Origin of the sequence: Williamsia phyllosphaerae (assembly GCF_014635305.1) — a bacterium.
In the GTDB taxonomy this organism is placed as follows: Bacteria; Actinomycetota; Actinomycetes; order Mycobacteriales; family Mycobacteriaceae; genus Williamsia_A; species Williamsia_A phyllosphaerae.
Genome location: NZ_BMCS01000001.1, coordinates 2,388,785 through 2,404,861 on the forward strand (window position 1 = coordinate 2,388,785; position 16,077 = coordinate 2,404,861).

16 protein-coding genes are annotated in these 16,077 nt (G+C 68.9%); 6 read left to right on the forward strand and 10 right to left on the reverse strand.

Features of this window, described 5'->3' with window-relative positions; translation table 11 throughout:
• The first annotated feature begins 10 nt into the window (after positions 1–10).
• Positions 11–469 carry a MaoC family dehydratase gene (locus IEV93_RS11085; RefSeq protein ID WP_188489612.1) on the forward strand — a complete coding sequence of 153 codons (459 nt, stop codon included), beginning with the start codon at positions 11–13 and terminating at the stop codon, positions 467–469.
• Here the strand turns inward: IEV93_RS11085 and IEV93_RS11090 are convergent.
• The 6 genes from IEV93_RS11090 to IEV93_RS11110 form a co-directional block, all read right to left on the reverse strand.
• Entirely contained in the window at positions 450–1,841 is a 1,392-nt protein-coding gene (locus tag IEV93_RS11090) for an FAD-binding oxidoreductase (protein WP_188489614.1), read from the reverse strand. The two genes, IEV93_RS11085 and IEV93_RS11090, sit on opposite strands and share 20 nt — an antisense overlap.
• 128 nt (positions 1,842–1,969) lie before the next feature.
• A complete protein-coding gene (locus IEV93_RS22665) occupies positions 1,970–3,838 on the reverse strand; it encodes an ATP-binding protein (protein WP_308691057.1) in 1,869 nt (622 codons plus the stop codon).
• A gap of 21 nt (positions 3,839–3,859) precedes the next feature.
• Complete coding sequence (locus IEV93_RS22670; protein ID WP_308691058.1) at positions 3,860–5,422, reverse strand: ATP-binding protein; 1,563 nt, start codon at positions 5,420–5,422, stop codon at positions 3,860–3,862.
• Between the two features lie 118 nt (positions 5,423–5,540).
• Positions 5,541–6,137, reverse strand: a complete 597-nt coding sequence (locus tag IEV93_RS11100) for a TetR/AcrR family transcriptional regulator (protein ID WP_188489616.1) — start codon at positions 6,135–6,137, stop codon at positions 5,541–5,543.
• A gap of 221 nt (positions 6,138–6,358) precedes the next feature.
• Entirely contained in the window at positions 6,359–6,688 is a 330-nt protein-coding gene (locus tag IEV93_RS11105) for a transglycosylase family protein (RefSeq protein ID WP_188489618.1), read from the reverse strand.
• A 324-nt stretch (positions 6,689–7,012) separates the two neighbouring features.
• Entirely contained in the window at positions 7,013–7,585 is a 573-nt protein-coding gene (locus IEV93_RS11110; protein ID WP_188489620.1) for a TetR/AcrR family transcriptional regulator, read from the reverse strand.
• A 127-nt stretch (positions 7,586–7,712) separates the two neighbouring features.
• Here IEV93_RS11110 and IEV93_RS11115 point away from each other — a divergent pair, with 127 nt between their 5' ends.
• Entirely contained in the window at positions 7,713–9,209 is a 1,497-nt protein-coding gene (locus tag IEV93_RS11115) for an MFS transporter (protein ID WP_188489622.1), read from the forward strand.
• A 112-nt stretch (positions 9,210–9,321) separates the two neighbouring features.
• Here the strand turns inward: IEV93_RS11115 and IEV93_RS11120 are convergent, their stop codons facing one another.
• Positions 9,322–10,539, reverse strand: a complete 1,218-nt coding sequence (locus IEV93_RS11120; RefSeq protein WP_188489624.1) for an acyl-CoA dehydrogenase family protein — start codon at positions 10,537–10,539, stop codon at positions 9,322–9,324.
• Positions 10,540–10,584: 45 nt separating this feature from the next.
• Positions 10,585–11,952, reverse strand: coding sequence for an acyl-CoA dehydrogenase family protein (locus tag IEV93_RS11125; protein ID WP_188489626.1), 1,368 nt, complete (start codon positions 11,950–11,952; stop codon positions 10,585–10,587).
• 194 nt (positions 11,953–12,146) lie between these two features.
• Between IEV93_RS11125 and IEV93_RS11130 the strand changes: the two genes are divergently transcribed.
• Positions 12,147–12,560: an NINE protein gene (locus IEV93_RS11130; RefSeq protein WP_229705034.1), complete on the forward strand. Its 414-nt coding sequence runs from the start codon at positions 12,147–12,149 to the stop codon at positions 12,558–12,560.
• A complete protein-coding gene (locus tag IEV93_RS11135) occupies positions 12,557–12,994 on the forward strand; it encodes a DUF2752 domain-containing protein (protein WP_229705035.1) in 438 nt (145 codons plus the stop codon). Before IEV93_RS11130 ends, IEV93_RS11135 begins: the two co-directional genes overlap by 4 nt.
• Here the strand turns inward: IEV93_RS11135 and IEV93_RS11140 are convergent.
• Positions 12,987–13,649, reverse strand: a complete 663-nt coding sequence (locus tag IEV93_RS11140; RefSeq protein WP_188489628.1) for an MBL fold metallo-hydrolase — start codon at positions 13,647–13,649, stop codon at positions 12,987–12,989. The genes IEV93_RS11135 and IEV93_RS11140 overlap by 8 nt on opposite strands.
• A 49-nt stretch (positions 13,650–13,698) precedes the next feature.
• A complete protein-coding gene (gene hisN / locus IEV93_RS11145; RefSeq protein WP_188490533.1) occupies positions 13,699–14,481 on the reverse strand; it encodes a histidinol-phosphatase in 783 nt (260 codons plus the stop codon).
• A gap of 59 nt (positions 14,482–14,540) precedes the next feature.
• On the opposite strand from hisN, the gene IEV93_RS11150 reads away from it, so the two are divergent.
• Together IEV93_RS11150 and prfB are read left to right on the forward strand one after the other, a co-directional pair.
• On the forward strand, positions 14,541–14,915 hold the full coding sequence (locus IEV93_RS11150) for a hypothetical protein (protein ID WP_188489631.1): 375 nt from the start codon (positions 14,541–14,543) through the stop codon (positions 14,913–14,915).
• A gap of 40 nt (positions 14,916–14,955) precedes the next feature.
• Complete coding sequence (gene prfB / locus IEV93_RS11155; protein WP_188489633.1) at positions 14,956–16,071, forward strand: peptide chain release factor 2; 1,116 nt, start codon at positions 14,956–14,958, stop codon at positions 16,069–16,071.
• Positions 16,072–16,077: the final 6 nt, after the last annotated feature.

A 16,077-nucleotide genomic window follows, 5' to 3' on the forward strand; every position in this document is an offset into this window, starting at 1 on the left:
CTTCGACGTCATGCGAACGTTCACATCTGCAGACGACATCCTGGCCGCCGTGGGCGAGACCCTCGGCACGAGCGAGTGGCTCACCGTCACCCAGGAGCGGGTGAACCAGTTCGCCGAGGCGACCGGCGATCACCAGTGGATCCACGTCGACGTGGAGCGGGCGAACGCGGAGAGCCCGTTCGGCGGTCCCATCGCCCACGGCTACCTGACGCTGTCCCTCGTGCCGATGCTCGCATGGCAGATCTACTCCATCGAGAACGCGAAACTGGGGATCAACTACGGGTCGAACAAGGTTCGCTTCCCGTCGCCGGTCCCGGTCGGGTCCGACGTGCAGCTGACCGCGACGTTGTCGGAGGCGACGACCAAGCCCGACGGCTCCGTCGAGATGATCGTGACCCAGTCGCTGACCGTCCGCGACGCCGCCAAGCCCTCGCTGGTCGCGGAGACCATCACGCGCGTGGCGTTCTGACCACCTGGCCGACCCGCAGCACCCCGTCGGGATCGTGGTCGTCGGCCAACGCGGCCAGCCACGCCGTCGTGTCCTCGTCGTAGCAGCGCGCGATCCGCGCCGGATCCGAGGCGGGGGAGAAGTTGGGCAGTTCGCCGCCGGTCGACCACGGCGTCATCGCCCCCACCACACCGGCGGCGTGCGCGGGCACCACGTCGGCGATCGGTGGGGCGAGCACGCCGATCACCATGAGCGAGAACGCCGCATCCCGATGACAGAACGCGCTGTGCACCGGCGCGGGCTGCGACATCGCCCCGCCCAACAGGCGTAGTTCGACGATCACCTGCGGCGAGCCGGCGTCGGGGCCGGCCGCCGACAGCAGCGCCTCGACGCCCTCGGGCGTGAGTTCCGCGAGCAGGGTGTGCTGCTCGTGGGTGGGCATCGGGTCGACCGGATCAGCGTGCACCGCACCGATCGCGGCGTACGGCATCATCGCGACCATGTCGATGATCGGTGTGGCGACCGCGCGCATCGGTGCGAGCGTCGCGGCCGCGGTCTGCGGGTCGGCGAGCGAGGCGTACCGGACGGCGACGGTGAACTTCCCGGCCAGCGGCGGCGGCACGTCGGGCAGCGGCGGCAGTTGCAGGAATGCGATGGAGGTGTTGGCGTCGGCGGGGAGATCGACGGTCCACTCGCGCCAGGCACGCAGCACCGCACCCGCGTCGGCGCCGTCGAAATACAGTGCTCCGCCGTAGAATTCGGCGATCGGTAGCAGGTCGATCCCCGCGGCGGTGACGATGCCGAGGGTGGCCTTGCCGCCGCGTAGCCCCCAGAAGAGTTCGGCGTGCTGATCGGGGGTGACGTGCAGCTGCGCGCCGGTGCCGGTCACGACGTCGAAGGAACGCACGTGGTCGGAGGACAGTCCCACCGACCGGACCAGCGGTCCGATACCGCACCCGGTGAGAAAGCCGACGACCCCGATGCCGGGCGCCGAACCCACCAGCGGTGCCAGTCCGTGCGGTGTGGCCTCGTCGATCACCTGCTGCCAGCGGACCCCGGCTCCGACCCGCGCTGTGGCCGTCGCGGCGTCGACGGTGCACTCCGACAACGCCGAGGTGTGCACCAGTATCGACGACTCGTCGACCGGCAGGGCGCCGTGGCCGGTGGCGGCGACCGCGACGGTCAGCCCGTGAGCGGCCGCCACACGCACGGTGGCGCTGATGTCGTCGGCATCGGCGGCGAGCACCACCGCGCACGGGGTGACCGGCACCGACACGTTCCACGGGACGGCCCGCTCGTAGCCGGGTTCGCCAGGGGCGGCGACGACGCCGGTCACGATGGCGCGCAGTGCGGAGATCGGGTCGGTCGTCTGCAGTGAGGGCAGGGTCGTCATGGTGTTCCTTCACGTCGTGTGTCCGGTGTGGCAACACTGTGCAGAACCGGCCTTGCAATCCGCTTGGAGAAGTCGGCGTGCGCTCTTTCGAGTCTGTCGACCGCTCACGGACGAGGAGCTCGGGTGGATCAGTCGGCGAGGACGGCCGCAGCCGCGTCGGCGACACCGCGCATCCCCATCCGCTGCGCCCGCTCGGCGATGTCGGAGATCTCGGCGGTGCGGGCGGGCGACGCATCGGCGACATCGGCCAGCAGCAACCGGGCGCGCAGCACCGTCGGGATGCCGCCGGTGCGCTCGCCGAGCGCCAGCGCTCCCGACGCGTATGCGCACGCGACGTCGACGCGTCCGACACATCGGTGCAGTCGGGCCAGGGCCAACGACACCGGGCCCGCCGACCCGACCTGACCGATGACGGCGATCCGGTCGGCGAACGGTGCGAGGTCGGCGACGAACCTCTCGACATGGTCGACCAGCCCCAGATCGGCGACGAGATGGGCCAGCAGCACGGCATTGCCGAGGGTGGTCCACACATGGACACCACGCTGTTCCCACCACCGGTCGATCATGGTCTCGGCCAGCGACCGATCGCCCCGGGCGCCGGCGATCGCCGCGGTGCCCGCCACCACCACACCGACCATCCCGTTGTCGCCGCGCTCCTCGATCACCGTCTGCATCCACCGCATCGGGTCGTCGGTGAGGGCGAGGTCCGAGAGCGTCCCCTGCTCCCAGCCCAGGCCCATGACCGCGATCATCCCGCTGCCCGCGACGTACAGCTCGGTCTGCTCGTGCACGTCACGGGCGATGGCGTGCTGTCGATGCGCCTCGGGGAGGTCGCCGTGCCACAGGGCGAGCGTCGATTCCATCCACCGCAACTGCGCTCGCAACACCGGCAATCGCAGTTCCTCGCTGCCCTCGATACCGCGCCGCAGGTGGTTCTCGGTCGCGGCGACGTCGCCGAGGCTCATCGTCGCCATGGTGGCCACCGAGTGGCCGATCACGGTGTCCACACGCGACTGCGCATGGTCGAGTGCGAGCAGCCGGTCCACCGCGACGAGGGTCTCGTGGCTGTGGGTGGCCACCCCGGAATAGGTGATCAGCCACGCGAGCAGGGCGTCGGCGGTCAGGTCGGGGTCGTCGGTGCGGGCGGCGAGATCGGCGGCCCGCCGCAGATATCCGGCTGGTACGGCGGCGTCGGGGTTGTAGCAGTGGCCCACCGCGAGGGCGGCCAGGACCGTGATGTGCGCCTCCGGGTCGCCCGTGGTGAACCGCTCGGCGCGCTCCAACACCTCGATCAGCGGTCCCGGATCGGTGGACGGCGCCTGCCACGGCCAGCAGCCGCTCGATCGGAGCAGTGCACCCGCCAACCGCCCGGTGGTGACCACCCGCCCCGCGTCGATGGCCCCGAGCAGCTGAACACGCACCGTGTCGAGCACGGTCTGCCCCCGGCCCGCCCGCCCCTCGGCCTGCAGCAATGCCATGGTCAGACGATCGCGGGTCGACGGATCCTGCTCGTCGACCGGGAGCCGGTCGTAGCTGTCCAGCGCGTGCCGCCACCACACGGCCGCCGTCTCCGAACTCCACCGCGCGGCGGCATCGTCGGCCGCGGCCGCGCAGGCCTCGACGACCTCGATCGGGTCGACGAGCGGACCGGCGGCCATGAGGTGGTGCGCGCGGCGGCTCAGCGTGTCCCCGCCACCGCTGATCGCCCCCAGGTTCTCCGCGACGGTCGCGTGCAGGCGTCGACGCGCGAACGCGGGCATCGTCGCCACGACCTCCTCGCGCAGCAGTCCGTGGGCGAACACGTAACCGCCGGAGTCCGACCCGGTGGTGATGATGCGGCGATCGGCGGCGATGTCGAGGAGGTCGGCGACGGTGTCGAGGTCGAGTCCGCACGCGCGCGAGAGGAGTCGGATGTCGAGGACGTCGTCGACGACGGCGGCGGCACGCAACACGTCGTGGACCGCGGGGTCGAGGGCGGCCAGACGTCGATCGAGCACGGAACGGACCGCGACCGGGATCTAGCCCTCGGCACGTTCGGCCCTCGACAACCGCGCGTACTCCGACACGAACAGCGGGTTGCCGCCGGTCCGCTCGGCCAGCGTGGCTCGTTCGGCGTCGGTCAGCGACTCCTCGGCGATCTGGTCGGCCAGGATGGCGACCTCGGTGGGCGTCATCGCCGGGATGGCCATCTGGCGGTTGGCCTGTCCGCGCGCGGCGCCGGCGAGCAATCGGGTGAGGGCGGGGTCGGTGGCCTGGTCGCGAAGGGTCAGCACCACCGCCACCGACCGGTCGGTCAGGGCGGTCGACAGATAAGCGAGGCAGCCCAGCGACGCGGGATCGGTCCACTGGACGTCGTCGACGACCAGGGCCAGCGGCCCCGACCGGGCGTGGTTCTCGATCAGTTCCTGCACCCGCTCATAGATCGCGAAGCGCGCGGTGTCGGGGTCGACGCCCGCGGGGACCGCGAGCACGGTGTCGGCGTCGTCGCCGAGACCACGGACGAGCTGACGCATCGACCACCAGATCGGCGTCGTCTCCTCCGGGTTGCGTGCCCACACGGCCGACCCGCCCAGCTCGATCACACGGTTGCTCGCGAACTGGGCCAGTCGTGTCTTGCCGATCCCGGCGGGCCCGACGAGCGTGAGCCAGCGGGTGGCGCCGGCGACCACGTCGGCGGCGAGGTGCTCGACTGCCTCGATCTCGCGACGACGACCGACCAGCGTCGACGTGGGTGGGGGATCAGCGGTCGGACGGGGCGTCGGCGGGGTCGCCGGGGCCGGCGCCTCGGTCGGCCGGGCGCCGGTCCATCCGGGTCGCCGCGGCCAGGCGGTCAGTTCCGGATCGTGGCGCAGGATCGACCCCTGCAGGTCGCGCAGCTCGGGGCCCGGCTCGAGACCCAGCTCCTCGTCGAGGTGGGCCGCGTGTCGGCGGTACACCTCGAGTGCTTCCGGGGATCGACCGGCGCGGTAGAGCGTCAGCATGTGCAGCCAACAGGAGCGATCACGGAGCGGATGGGCCCGACGTAGGGCGGCCACCTCGACCAGGGCCGGGGCGATCTGCGCGGACGCCAGCAGGGCCGAGAGGTGGTGTTCCCGGCACTCCACCACAATCTCGTCGAGTCCGGTCGCGGCCACCGACACCCAGTCGCGGTCGGCGAGGTCCGCCAGGAGGGGCCCGCGCCACAGCGCCAACGCGCGTTCCGAGGTGCTCAGCACGACCGGCCAGTCCTCGGCGTCGGCGGCGGTCCGGGCGGCGGTGGCGAGCGCGCGGAACTCACCCAGGTCGGTCTGCTTGGCGGGGATGTCGAGGAGGTAGCCGGGCGGCTGTCGGACGATCGGCGAGGTCCCGGTGACGTCGTCACGCAGCAGCCGACGCAGGTTGGAGATGTAGGCGTGCAGGCTGGCGGTCGTGTTGGCGGGCAGCCGCTCGCCCCAGACCGCCGCGCAGATGCGCTCCGTGGACACCACGTGCCCACGGTCCAGCAGCATCAGTGCGAGCACCGCGCGTTGTTTGGGGGATCCGAGATCGACCGCCGCTCCCTCGCGCGTGACCCCCAGCGGACCGAGAAGCGAGAATCGCATCGACACCCCGTCGCGACGTCGGCAGAACCTGTCAGGACAGTTCTAGCGGACGACGGCGGGTGGCGCAGCCCAGTCGCGCAGACGCGTGCGCGACCTCGTCAGGAGTACTACGTACGGACTACAGCGGCGTGGTGGCCAGGGCCCACAGGACGGTCGAGGCGTCCGGCTGCAGTTCGCATGGTGTGCCGTCGGCGGCACTCTGCAGAGCGAGTCCGTCGGCGTAGACGAGCACGCGGTTGACCCGTGCGCGTGCTTCGTCCTCGTCGAGACCGGCGATCCCGAACGCGCCCAGCAGCAAGCCGCGGTAAGCGGCGAGGCAGCGGGCGCTGATCTCCGCGACGGCCGGGTTGCGGGCTGCCTCGGTGTACATCTCCAGCTGGGCCAGCATGCGGTTCGGCTCGCAGTACGAGGCGCTGAAGTCCTCGAAGACCGATCGCATCAGGGCGCGCGGCGAAGCGGTCTCGAGCTCGGCCTTGACCAGGGCCGCCTCGCAGCGGGTGACCACCGAGTCCGCATAGCGCCCCAGCGCGGCGAGCATCAGCGCCTCGCGGTCGGCGAAGTGGTACGTGGTCGATCCCAACGACAGCCCGGCCGCATCGGCGACCTCGCGCAAGGTGATCGCGTGCAGCCCCCGCTCACCGATCAGCTGCAGGGTTGCGTCGAGCAATACGTCGCGCCCGGTTCCGCGCGTGACTGTCGCGCGACGTGTGTTCATCTGAAACGTTCCTCACCCTCACGCGGCCCGAGATGGACTGCAGTCCACGTTGACAATAGCGAATGACATCAAGCGATCCAGCGAATCTTCTCTAATAGTGTTCAAACGCACGCAATCTGTCCAATCTGGCATCCGCCACACAGCGCGAAACCCGCAGCCGACGGCTGCGGGTTCCACGTGAACCTGTGGGTCGCGAGGGCTACGCGACCTGATCTAGATGATCAGAGGTTGGCGCCGCAGACGGGCCATGCGCCGGGTCCCTGCGAGGCGAGGACGTTCTCCGCGACGCGGATCTGCTCTTCGCGGCTCGCGTTCGCCGGGCTGCCCGATCCGCCGTTGGCGGCCCAGGTGCTCGGGGTGAACTGCAGGCCGCCGGAGAAGCCGTTGCCGGTGTCGATGGCCCAGTTGCCACCGCTCTCGCACGCAGCGACGGCGTCCCAGTTGTGTCCACCCTCGGCGGACGCGGTTCCGGCGAGGAGCGTCAGCGGGGCGGCGGCGAGGACGCCGGTGATGGCGGTCCGGGCGGCAAGGGTCCGAAACTTCGTGTTCATGGTGTCTCCAATCCCGCCGGCGACCTGGATCGTCCGACGGTTTCCTAGCTGTCCCGCACGCAGAGAACGCGCACGGTCGCCGAGATCGGGACGCACCCGCTCTCGGACCGTCGGCGACGCTACGAGGTGAGCTGCCGGTAGGTCACATTCACGATCGTGAAGTCCCCGGGGTGATAACGCTTCGATAACGGCACCCGAATTCAGCAGAAGTGCAGCGCATCTCGGCGTGTCGCGGTCGGGATGGACAGGTGCTCAGCACGGTGTCGGGGTGACGCGGAACACCAGGTTTTTGTGGTCCGGGACACCCGGCCGGGGTCGGAGAACTCAGCCGACGCGGCGTAGCCCGTCGATGACGACGCGGACGATCGGCGCGCTGTCGGCCGGGGCCATGTTCGGGTGGCACGTCATCGACAGTCCGCCGATGAGACGGAAGACGTCGGCCGCGGTGACGTCCGACCGGAACGTCCCCTGCTCCTGGCCGGCGGTGAGGATCGTGCCGATCATCTCCTGCGACGCCGCGCGTGAGTCGACGAACACCGGCGCCTCGGCGCCGAGTTCGGCCAGGATGACCTCTTTCATGCCCCGCTTGGACGCGGCGGTCCGCAGGTACTCGCCGAACACCGCGACCAGCGCGTCATCGGGCGGCAGGGTCTCACCGAACCGTCGTCCGTTGGCCACGATCTCCTCGGACTGGCTGCGGTAGACGGCCTCGATGAGTGCCTCGCGGCTGGGGAAGTTGCGATAGAGCGTGCCGATTCCGACGCCGGCGTCTGCGGCGATCCGATCGAGCGGAGCATCGACGCCCGACTCGGCGAAAACCGCCCGCGCGGCTGTGACCAGCTTGTCGCGGTTGCGGAGGGCATCGGCGCGCGGTGCTCGCTCGGTGGCCTTGGTCACCAGTCCTCCTCGGTGAGAACGGCAGAATCGTCAGACGGTTGCAAAGCGGAGGGTTCCTCCGTATCGTAACCGGAGGAAGCTTCCGTTTCGCGCTCGAGTGTACTCCAACCCCTGAGGGAGACCACACATGTCTTTCATCCATTCCGTCCGCGAGACGGCGGCGTCACCACGCCGTTGGTCGAACCGACTTCGAGACCATCTCGGCACCCTGGTGCTCATCAGCGTGCTCGGTTGCCAGCTGATGGTGGTCGTCGACGCCACCATCGTCAACGTTGCCCTGCCGGACATTCAACGGGCGCTTGGCTTCTCGTCGACATCGCTGTCGTGGGTGCTCAACGCCTACACCCTCACATTCGGCGGTTTGCTGCTGCTGGGTGCCCGCATGGGCGACATCCTCGGACGTCGTCGGACGTTCCTGGCCGGGCTGGCGCTGTTCGTGGTGGCATCCGCGGCGGGCGGGTTCGCCACCAGTGGCGTCGAACTCCTGGCCGCACGAGCCCTGCAGGGCGTGGGCGCCGCGGTCGCCGCACCGGCGGCACTGGCGTTGCTCATGACCCGCTTTCCCGAAGGGCGCGAGCGCAATCGAGCCCTGGGTCTGTTCACGGCGGTGTCCATCGGCGGCTTCTCGATCGGCCTGGTGCTCGGCGGGGCGCTCACCCAGTGGCTGGACTGGCGCTGGGTCCTGTTCGTCAACGTCCCCATCGGCATCCTGGTCCTGATCGCCGGCGCGGTGTCGCTGCCGACGACCGCCCGCAGCCGCAAACAGTTCGACCTCCAGGGTGCGCTGTACTCGACGGTCGGGATCGGTGCGCTCGTCTACGGACTGGTCAGTGCGGCCGAGCGCGGCTGGTCCTCGCCGACGACGTTGGCGTCGCTGGGTGTCGGGGTGGTGCTGCTCGTGGCCTTCGTGCTCGCCGAGAGTCGTGCGGCACAACCGATCACGCCGTTGCGGTTGTTCGCCAGCGTTCCCCGTGCGTCGGCCTACGCCGGGCGTCTGGTGATGGTGGCCGGGTTCATGGGCATGATGTTCTTCCTGACGCAGTTCCTGCAGGACGTCCTCGGGTACGGACCGTTGCAGACCGGTCTGGCCTACCTGCCGATGACCGCGTCGACGTTCCTCGCGACGCAGTTCTCCGCGCGCTACGCCTCGGTCCACTTCACCGCGCGGACGCTGCTGCTCGTCGGGTTCGGCGCCGCGATGGCGGGGATGGCGTGGCTGACCCAGATCCACCAGGGGTCGAGCTATGCCGAGCTCGTGGGACCGATGGTGCTGATCGGACTCGGCGGCGGGATGTCCTTCCTGTCGTTGACCACCGCCGCGCTGCGGGGTGTCGCACCCGAGGACGCCGGTGCGGCGTCGGGGATGGTCAACACGATGCAGCAGCTCGGTGGGACGCTGGGGCTGGCGATCCTGGTGACGATCTTCGGATCGGCCAGCAGGGCGGCCGGGGGCACCGAGCTGCATGCGTTCACCGTCGGCGTGCAGGAGACCTTCTGGGCCTCGACGATCCTGCTGGCGGTGGGGATGGTGCTGATGGCGATCACCCAGGGCGAGCGCAGGCAACCGCAGGCCGCGCCCGTGGATGACCCGGAGATGGCCGCGGTGGGCTCCGAGGTGGTCTGAGGATCGACGGTTCCCCGCGGCTCACTGCGGCTCACTGCGGGGTCGAGAACCAAAAGAGGCCCGGGCACACCCCTCGGTGTACCCGGGCCTCTCGGCAACTCGTGTCCGCAGCCTACTTCAGCTCGGCGCTGCTCTTGTTCAGAACGCGACGGGCGATCACCAGGTTCTGGATCTGCTGGGTGCCCTCGAAGATGTCGAGGATCTTCGAGTCACGCGCCCACTTCTCGAGGAGCAGGTGCTCGGAGTAGCCCAACGTGCCTGCGAGCTCCACCGCGCGGGTGGAGACGTCGACGACGGTGCGTCCGGCCTTGGCCTTCGACATCGACGCCTCCTTGGAGTTCGGCTGCTTGTTGTCGGCCATCCAGGCGGCACGCAGCATCAGCAGGTACGCGCCCTCGTAGTCGGACTCCAGGCGGATGAACTCCGCGGCCGCGGCGTGCTGCGTGTGCGCAGGCTTGTCGTAGTCGATCTCGACCCCGGCCTCCTCGAGCAGACGACGGATCTCCTCGAGTGCCGCACGGGTGACACCCACGGCCATGGCGGCCACCATCGGGCGGGTGTTGTCGAACGTCTGCATGACGCCGCCGAACCCCTTCTTGGTGTCCACCTCGGGCGAACCGAGGAGATTCTCCTTCGGGATGCGGCAGTTCTCGAAGCGGATCTGCGCGGTGTCGGAGACCTTGATGCCCAGCTTGTGCTCGAGACGCTCGATGGTCACGCCGGGGTGCTCACGGGGGACCACGAAGCTCTTGATCGCGGCGCGGCCCGCGCTCTTGTCCACGGTCGCCCACACCACGATGTGGGTGGCTCGCGAACCGGCCGTCACGTAGATCTTCTCGCCGTTGATGATGTAGTCGTCGCCGTCGAGCACAGCGGTGGTCGAGACCGCCGCCGAGTCGGAACCGAAGCCGGGCTCGGTGATGGCCATCGCGGCCCACACCTTGCCGAAGCTCTTGAGCTGCTCATCGGTCGCGACCGCGGAGATCGCCGCGTTGCCCAGTCCCTGGAACGGCATGCTGAGCACGAGACCCACGTCGCCCCAAGACGTCTCGAGGACGTTGAGGCAGGCCTGCATGTTGCCGCCGTTGGCGACAGCGCCCTTGGGAAGTGTCTTTTCGGGCTGTGCGCGACCGCCGTCGGCGCCGGCGCCCGCCTGACCGGTCTCGGTCAGACCGTCGTAGAGGCTGGCGAGGGTGTCGAGTTCGATGGGGTAGTCGTGCTCACGCTGGTCGTACTTGCGTGAGACGGGCCGGAAGATGTTCGCCGCCGCCTGGTGCGCCTGATCGACGGTCACCAGGAGCTTCTTGGGCAGTTCCAGATTGATTGCCATTGTCTTCTCTTTTCGAGGTGAGAGCTGGGAGGTGGATCAGGTGTCTTACAGGACGACGATGCCCTCGCCGATGGAGGCCGCGCGCAGGTCGCGGTACCACCGCTCGACGGGGTGCTCCTTGGTGAAGCCGTGTCCGCCGAGGAGCTGCACTCCGTCGGAACCGATCTGCATGCCCTTGTCGGAGACCAGTTTCCGGGCCAGTGCGGCCTCGCGGGCGAAGGAGAGACCCTGCTCGGCGCGCGACGTACCGCGCTGGGTGACCAGGCGCAGGGCGTCGAGCTCGGTGGCCATCACGGCGACCGGGAACGCCACGCCCTGACGGTTGGAGACCGGCTCACCGAAGGCGACGCGGTCGTTGACGTAGGGGACGACGTAGTCGAGCACGGCCTGTGAGGTACCCACGGCCAGCGAAGACCAGCCGAGTCGGGACAGTCGGACGACGTCGCGGTAGGCGGCGAAGGCGGCTTCGCCCTCCTCCTCGCCGAGCAACGCCGACTTGGGAACCGACACCCCGTTGAGGAGCAGACGACCCATACCGGCGGCGCGGACGCCCATGCCGGGGTCGGCCTCGACGACCAGTCCGTCGGAGTCGGACTCCACGATGAACAGTGCGGGACGTCCGTCGAGCTGCGCGCCGACGATGAACAGTTCCGACGACCCGGCGGCCGGGACGAACGACTTCACGCCGTCGAGCTTGTAGCCGCTCGGGGAACGGGTCGCTCGGGTCTTGATGTCGAAAGCGTCGAACAGCGCGCGCGGCTCGGCGATGACGACAGCCGACTGCGGGACCTGCTCGCCGGCGTAATCCGGGAGGTAGGTCTTCTGCTGTGCGTCGCTGCCGTACTGGGTGAGCGTGGTCGCGACACCGCTGGGTGCGAGCAGCGGGAGGGCCAACCCCATGTCGCCGAAGGCCATGGCCTCGGCCACGAGACCGTTGGTGACCACGCCGCGCTCGGTGGCCGCGCCGTCGAACTCCTCGGGGACGTTGATGGTGGTGATGCCGAGCTCGGCGAAGCGGGTCAGCAGCTCCACGGGAGCCACCGCGGCCTCATCGGCGTCGTGCGCGGCCGGGCGGAGGATCTCCTCGGAGAACTCGCGCGCGGTGTCGGCGATCATCTTCTGCTCATCGTCGGGCGCGATGTTGAAGTAGTCCTTGCCCGGCGTGCTCAGTCGCTTGGGTGAACCGCCACCCTGGACCGCCTTGAACGCGCGGGTTGCGGCGCCGAGGGTCTGGAATCCACTCTTGGTGCCCTGGAAGGCGACACGGTTGATCGGCTCGCGGAGACCGAAGCGTTCGGCGATGTCAGACCCGGCCAGAACCGAGAGGACCCGCATCGCGGCGCCGATCGCGTTCGTCTTCTGGGGGTTCTTGCCGACCGCGGAGGTGTCGCGAGGCTCGGTGTGTGTGGACATTTCGCACCTGCAGTTTCGTAGTCGATTTCTCTGATTACCACGGACAATACTGAACTTACTCAGCAGTAAGATAGACCTTACCGAACGGTCAGGTGGAAGTCACGAACGTGATACACCTCACCGCTGTGACGCCTTACGGCGAAAGTTGCCGACTTAGCGGATCGCCGGGCGGTATGTCGCTTATTCTGTTGCGCATGACGCAACCATCCAACATGGGAAAGCCTGTGCAACCTCCGCAGGGTCCCTACACCGACACGTTCTACGCATCGTTTCTCGGCCAGGAACAGGGCCCCCTGTCCTACGGCGATCTGCAGAACCTGACCCGCTCGGGTCAGGTCAAACCCGAGACCCAGGTCCGGACCGCGACGAGCAGCTGGTTCCCGGTCGCCCAGGTGCCGGGACTGTTCTCCGACAAGGACTGGCTGACGACGGTCCTGATCTCGTTCTTCGTCGGCAGTCTCGGCGTCGACCGGTTCTGGCTGGGCTACACCGGCCTGGGTGTCCTTAAGCTGGTGACATGTGGCGGACTCGGGATCTGGTCGTTGATCGATTTCATCCTGATCATCCTGCGCAAGGTGCCCGACTCGAAGGGTCTGCCCCTCAAGTGAGTTCGACCCGCCCGACGTACGCGGGCGGAACGGTGATCGCGGCGGCGGTGGTCGGTGCCACGGCACTGACCGCCGCCGTCGTCGTCCCGGAGTCGATGAGCACGAACGGCCCCATCCTGTGTCCGTTCCGGCTGGTGACCGGACTGCCGTGCCCGGGCTGCGGTCTGACCCGCAGTTGGGTCGCGATCGGTCACGGGGATCTGTCGAACGCGTTCACCTACAACGCGTTCGGGCCGCTCAGCATGGCTTTCGTCGCGTCGATGGTGGTGCTCGTCGCCGTGGTCGCGATCACCGCGCCGCGCCGGTTGTCCCACATCGAATCGATCCTGCGACATCCGGTGGTGTGGACGGTCGCCGGGCTCTGGGTGGCCTACGGCATCGCCCGGGGGATCGACGCCGTCGCGAACACCGGGTGGTTCCCGCCGGTCAGCTGATGTCGAGGGCGTCCTCGCGCGGCAGCACGAGGAAGTCGGTCCCGTCGGACTTCATGTTCTCGAGCAGGCCGTTGAAGAAGCCCACCCCGGCGTCGGACAGGATCGCCTCGTGGATCGGGAAGGCGACACGCGGGGCCACGGCACGCAGGTAGTCCACACCCTCGCCGGCCTTCATCCAGGGAGCGGCCGCGGGGGTCGCGAGGACGTCGACCTTCTCCTGCGGCACAAACAGTGAGTCGCCGGGGTGCATGAACTTCGCCGACTGGCCGGCGTCGCCGAGCAGGTAGGCGACGTTGTCGATGCCGGGGATGTCGGGGTGGATGATCGCGTGCTCGCCACCGGTCACCCGAGCGGTCACCGAACCCACGGTGAACTCGTCCCCGGCGTTGGCCGCGGTCCATCTCCCGGCCACGTCGTCGTCGTTGAGTTGCTGCGTGGTCTGCGGGTCGGCGTAGAGGGCGGCATTCGGGTTGGCGGCCACCAGGTCGGGGAGTGCGTCGACGTCCATGTGGTCGGCGTGCTGGTGGGTCACCAGGATCGCGTCGAGTCCGGTGATCCCGGCGAGCCCGTGGGACAGCGTCCCGGGGTCGAACAGGATTGTCGTGCCGTCGATTTCGACCAGAAGACAGGAATGTCCGAAGTGGGTGATGCGCATGCCCCCACACTATGCGTCGATCCGCATGTGTGGGTCGGAGACGGCCGACTCAGGCCAGGGCGGCGACCACCGCGTCGTGCAACAGACCGTTGCTGGCGATGGCACTGCCGCCGTGCGGGCCGCCCGTTCCGCCGAGGTCGGTGAACACCCCGCCGGCCTCGCGCACGAGGATGTCGACAGCGGCCAGATCCCACAGCGACACCTCGGGTTCGGCGGCGATGTCCACCGCCCCCTCGGCGACGAGGCAGTAGTTGTAGAAGTCGCCGTATCCGCGCACCCGCCACACCTCGTCGGTGAGCGCGATGAACTGACCGCGGACACCGAGATCCCCCCAGCCGCTCAGGCTCGAGAACGCCAGGCTCGCAGCGTCGATGGAGTCGACCCCCGAGACACGCACTCGGCGCGCGTTCGCCCCGTTCACCTGCGCCCAGGCGCCGGAGCCCGACTCGGCCCACCACCGACGGGACAGCGCCGGCGCCGACACCACGCCGAGAACCGGGGTGCCGTCGACGAGCAGGCTGATGAGCGTCGCCCACACGGGGACGCCGCGTACGAAGTTCTTGGTCCCGTCGATCGGATCGATGACCCACTGCCGGCCCGTCAGCAGAGGCGACCCGCCGAACTCCTCGCCGAGCACGGCGTCGTCGGGTCGGTGCTCCGACAGGACCGCGCGCAGCTCGGTCTCGGTGGCGAGGTCGGCGTCGGAAACCGGGGTGAGATCGGGTTTCGACGACACCTCGAGATCGATCGCGCCGAACCGGGCGCGGGTGATCGCGTCGGCGCGATCAGCCATCGTCAATGCGAGCTGCAGATCGGAAACCGAGGCGGACATCATGCCCGGTAGGCTACGTGGCACCCATTCCCGGAGTTGAGAGGTGGTCGGCGCTTCCCATGCTGATAACCATCGCGTTCGCGCTGATGTTGGTCGTCCTGCTCGCGGTCTTCGTGAAGCAGCGCGGCCGAGGACCCGGTGGCGGTGGTCTGTTCGGCGGCGCGGGTGCCGGATCGTTCGTGCAGGGCACGTTCACGGTGACCGGTGTCAGCGACCGCCCCGACGCCGGCGACAAGAACGACCAGATGTTCTGCACCGTCTCGGGAACCATCGTCGGTCCCGACACCGCACCGACCGACGTCTACGGCGACCTGGTGCTGACCGGCAAAACGCCCTGGCCGCAGATCGGTTCGGACATGCCGGTGGTCTACAAGCCGGGCAAGGCCGAGACGAGCTGGCGCTTCGGCGACCTCCAGGTGCCGCCCGCGCAGTAGCGGGAGATCGACCGGGCTGTGCCCGGTAGCCTGATACACCGTGCATCCCGACATAGCCGCAGACCTCGAATCGCTCGACACCACTCTCACGACCGTGGAGAAGGTGCTCGACCTCGAGGAGCTGTCCCGGCGGATCAGCGAGCTCGAGCACCAGGCCGCCGACCCCGAGCTCTGGAACGACCAGGAGCACGCCCAGCAGGTCACCAGCGAGCTCTCCCACACGCAGACCGAGTTCCGGCGGGTCAGCGAACTGCGTCAGCGTCTCGACGACCTGCCGGTCCACTACGAGCTCGCCGACGCCGAGGAGGGAGACGACCAGGTCTCCGCTCTGGCCGACGCCGACGCCGAGCGCGCGTCGTTACGCACCGACATCGAGGCGATGGAGGTCAAGACGATGCTGGGCGGCGAGTACGACGCCCGCGACGCGCTGGTCAACATCCGCTCGGGCGCGGGTGGTATCGACGCCGCCGACTGGGCCGAGATGCTGATGCGCATGTACATCCGGTGGGCCGAGAAGCACGGCTACGGCGTCGAGGTCTACGACACGTCCTACGCCGAGGAGGCCGGCCTCAAGAGCGCGACGTTCGCGGTCAAGGCGCCCTACATGTACGGCACCCTGTCGATCGAGATGGGCACCCACCGCCTGGTCCGGATCAGCCCGTTCGACAACCAGGGCCGTCGCCAGACCTCATTCGCCGAGGTGGAGGTGCTGCCGGTGGTCGAGACCACCGACCACATCGACATCGACGAGAACGACCTGCGCGTCGACGTCTACCGGTCGTCGGGGCCCGGTGGACAGTCGGTCAACACCACCGACTCCGCGGTTCGGTTGACCCATGTGCCCACGGGCATCGTGGTCACCTGCCAGAACGAGAAGAGCCAGCTGCAGAACAAGGTCGCCGCGATGAAGGTGCTCCAGGCCAAGCTGCTCGAGGTCAAGCGCAAGGAGGAGCGGGCCGAGATGGACGCCCTCAAGGGCGACGGCGGCTCGAGTTGGGGCAACCAGATGCGCTCCTACGTCCTGCACCCCTACCAGATGGTGAAGGATCTGCGGACCGAGTACGAGGTCAACAACCCGACCGCTGTCCTCGACGGCGATCTCGACGGTTTCATCGAGTCCGGGATCCGCTGGCGGATGGCCGCCCAGAACACCTAGGAGCCC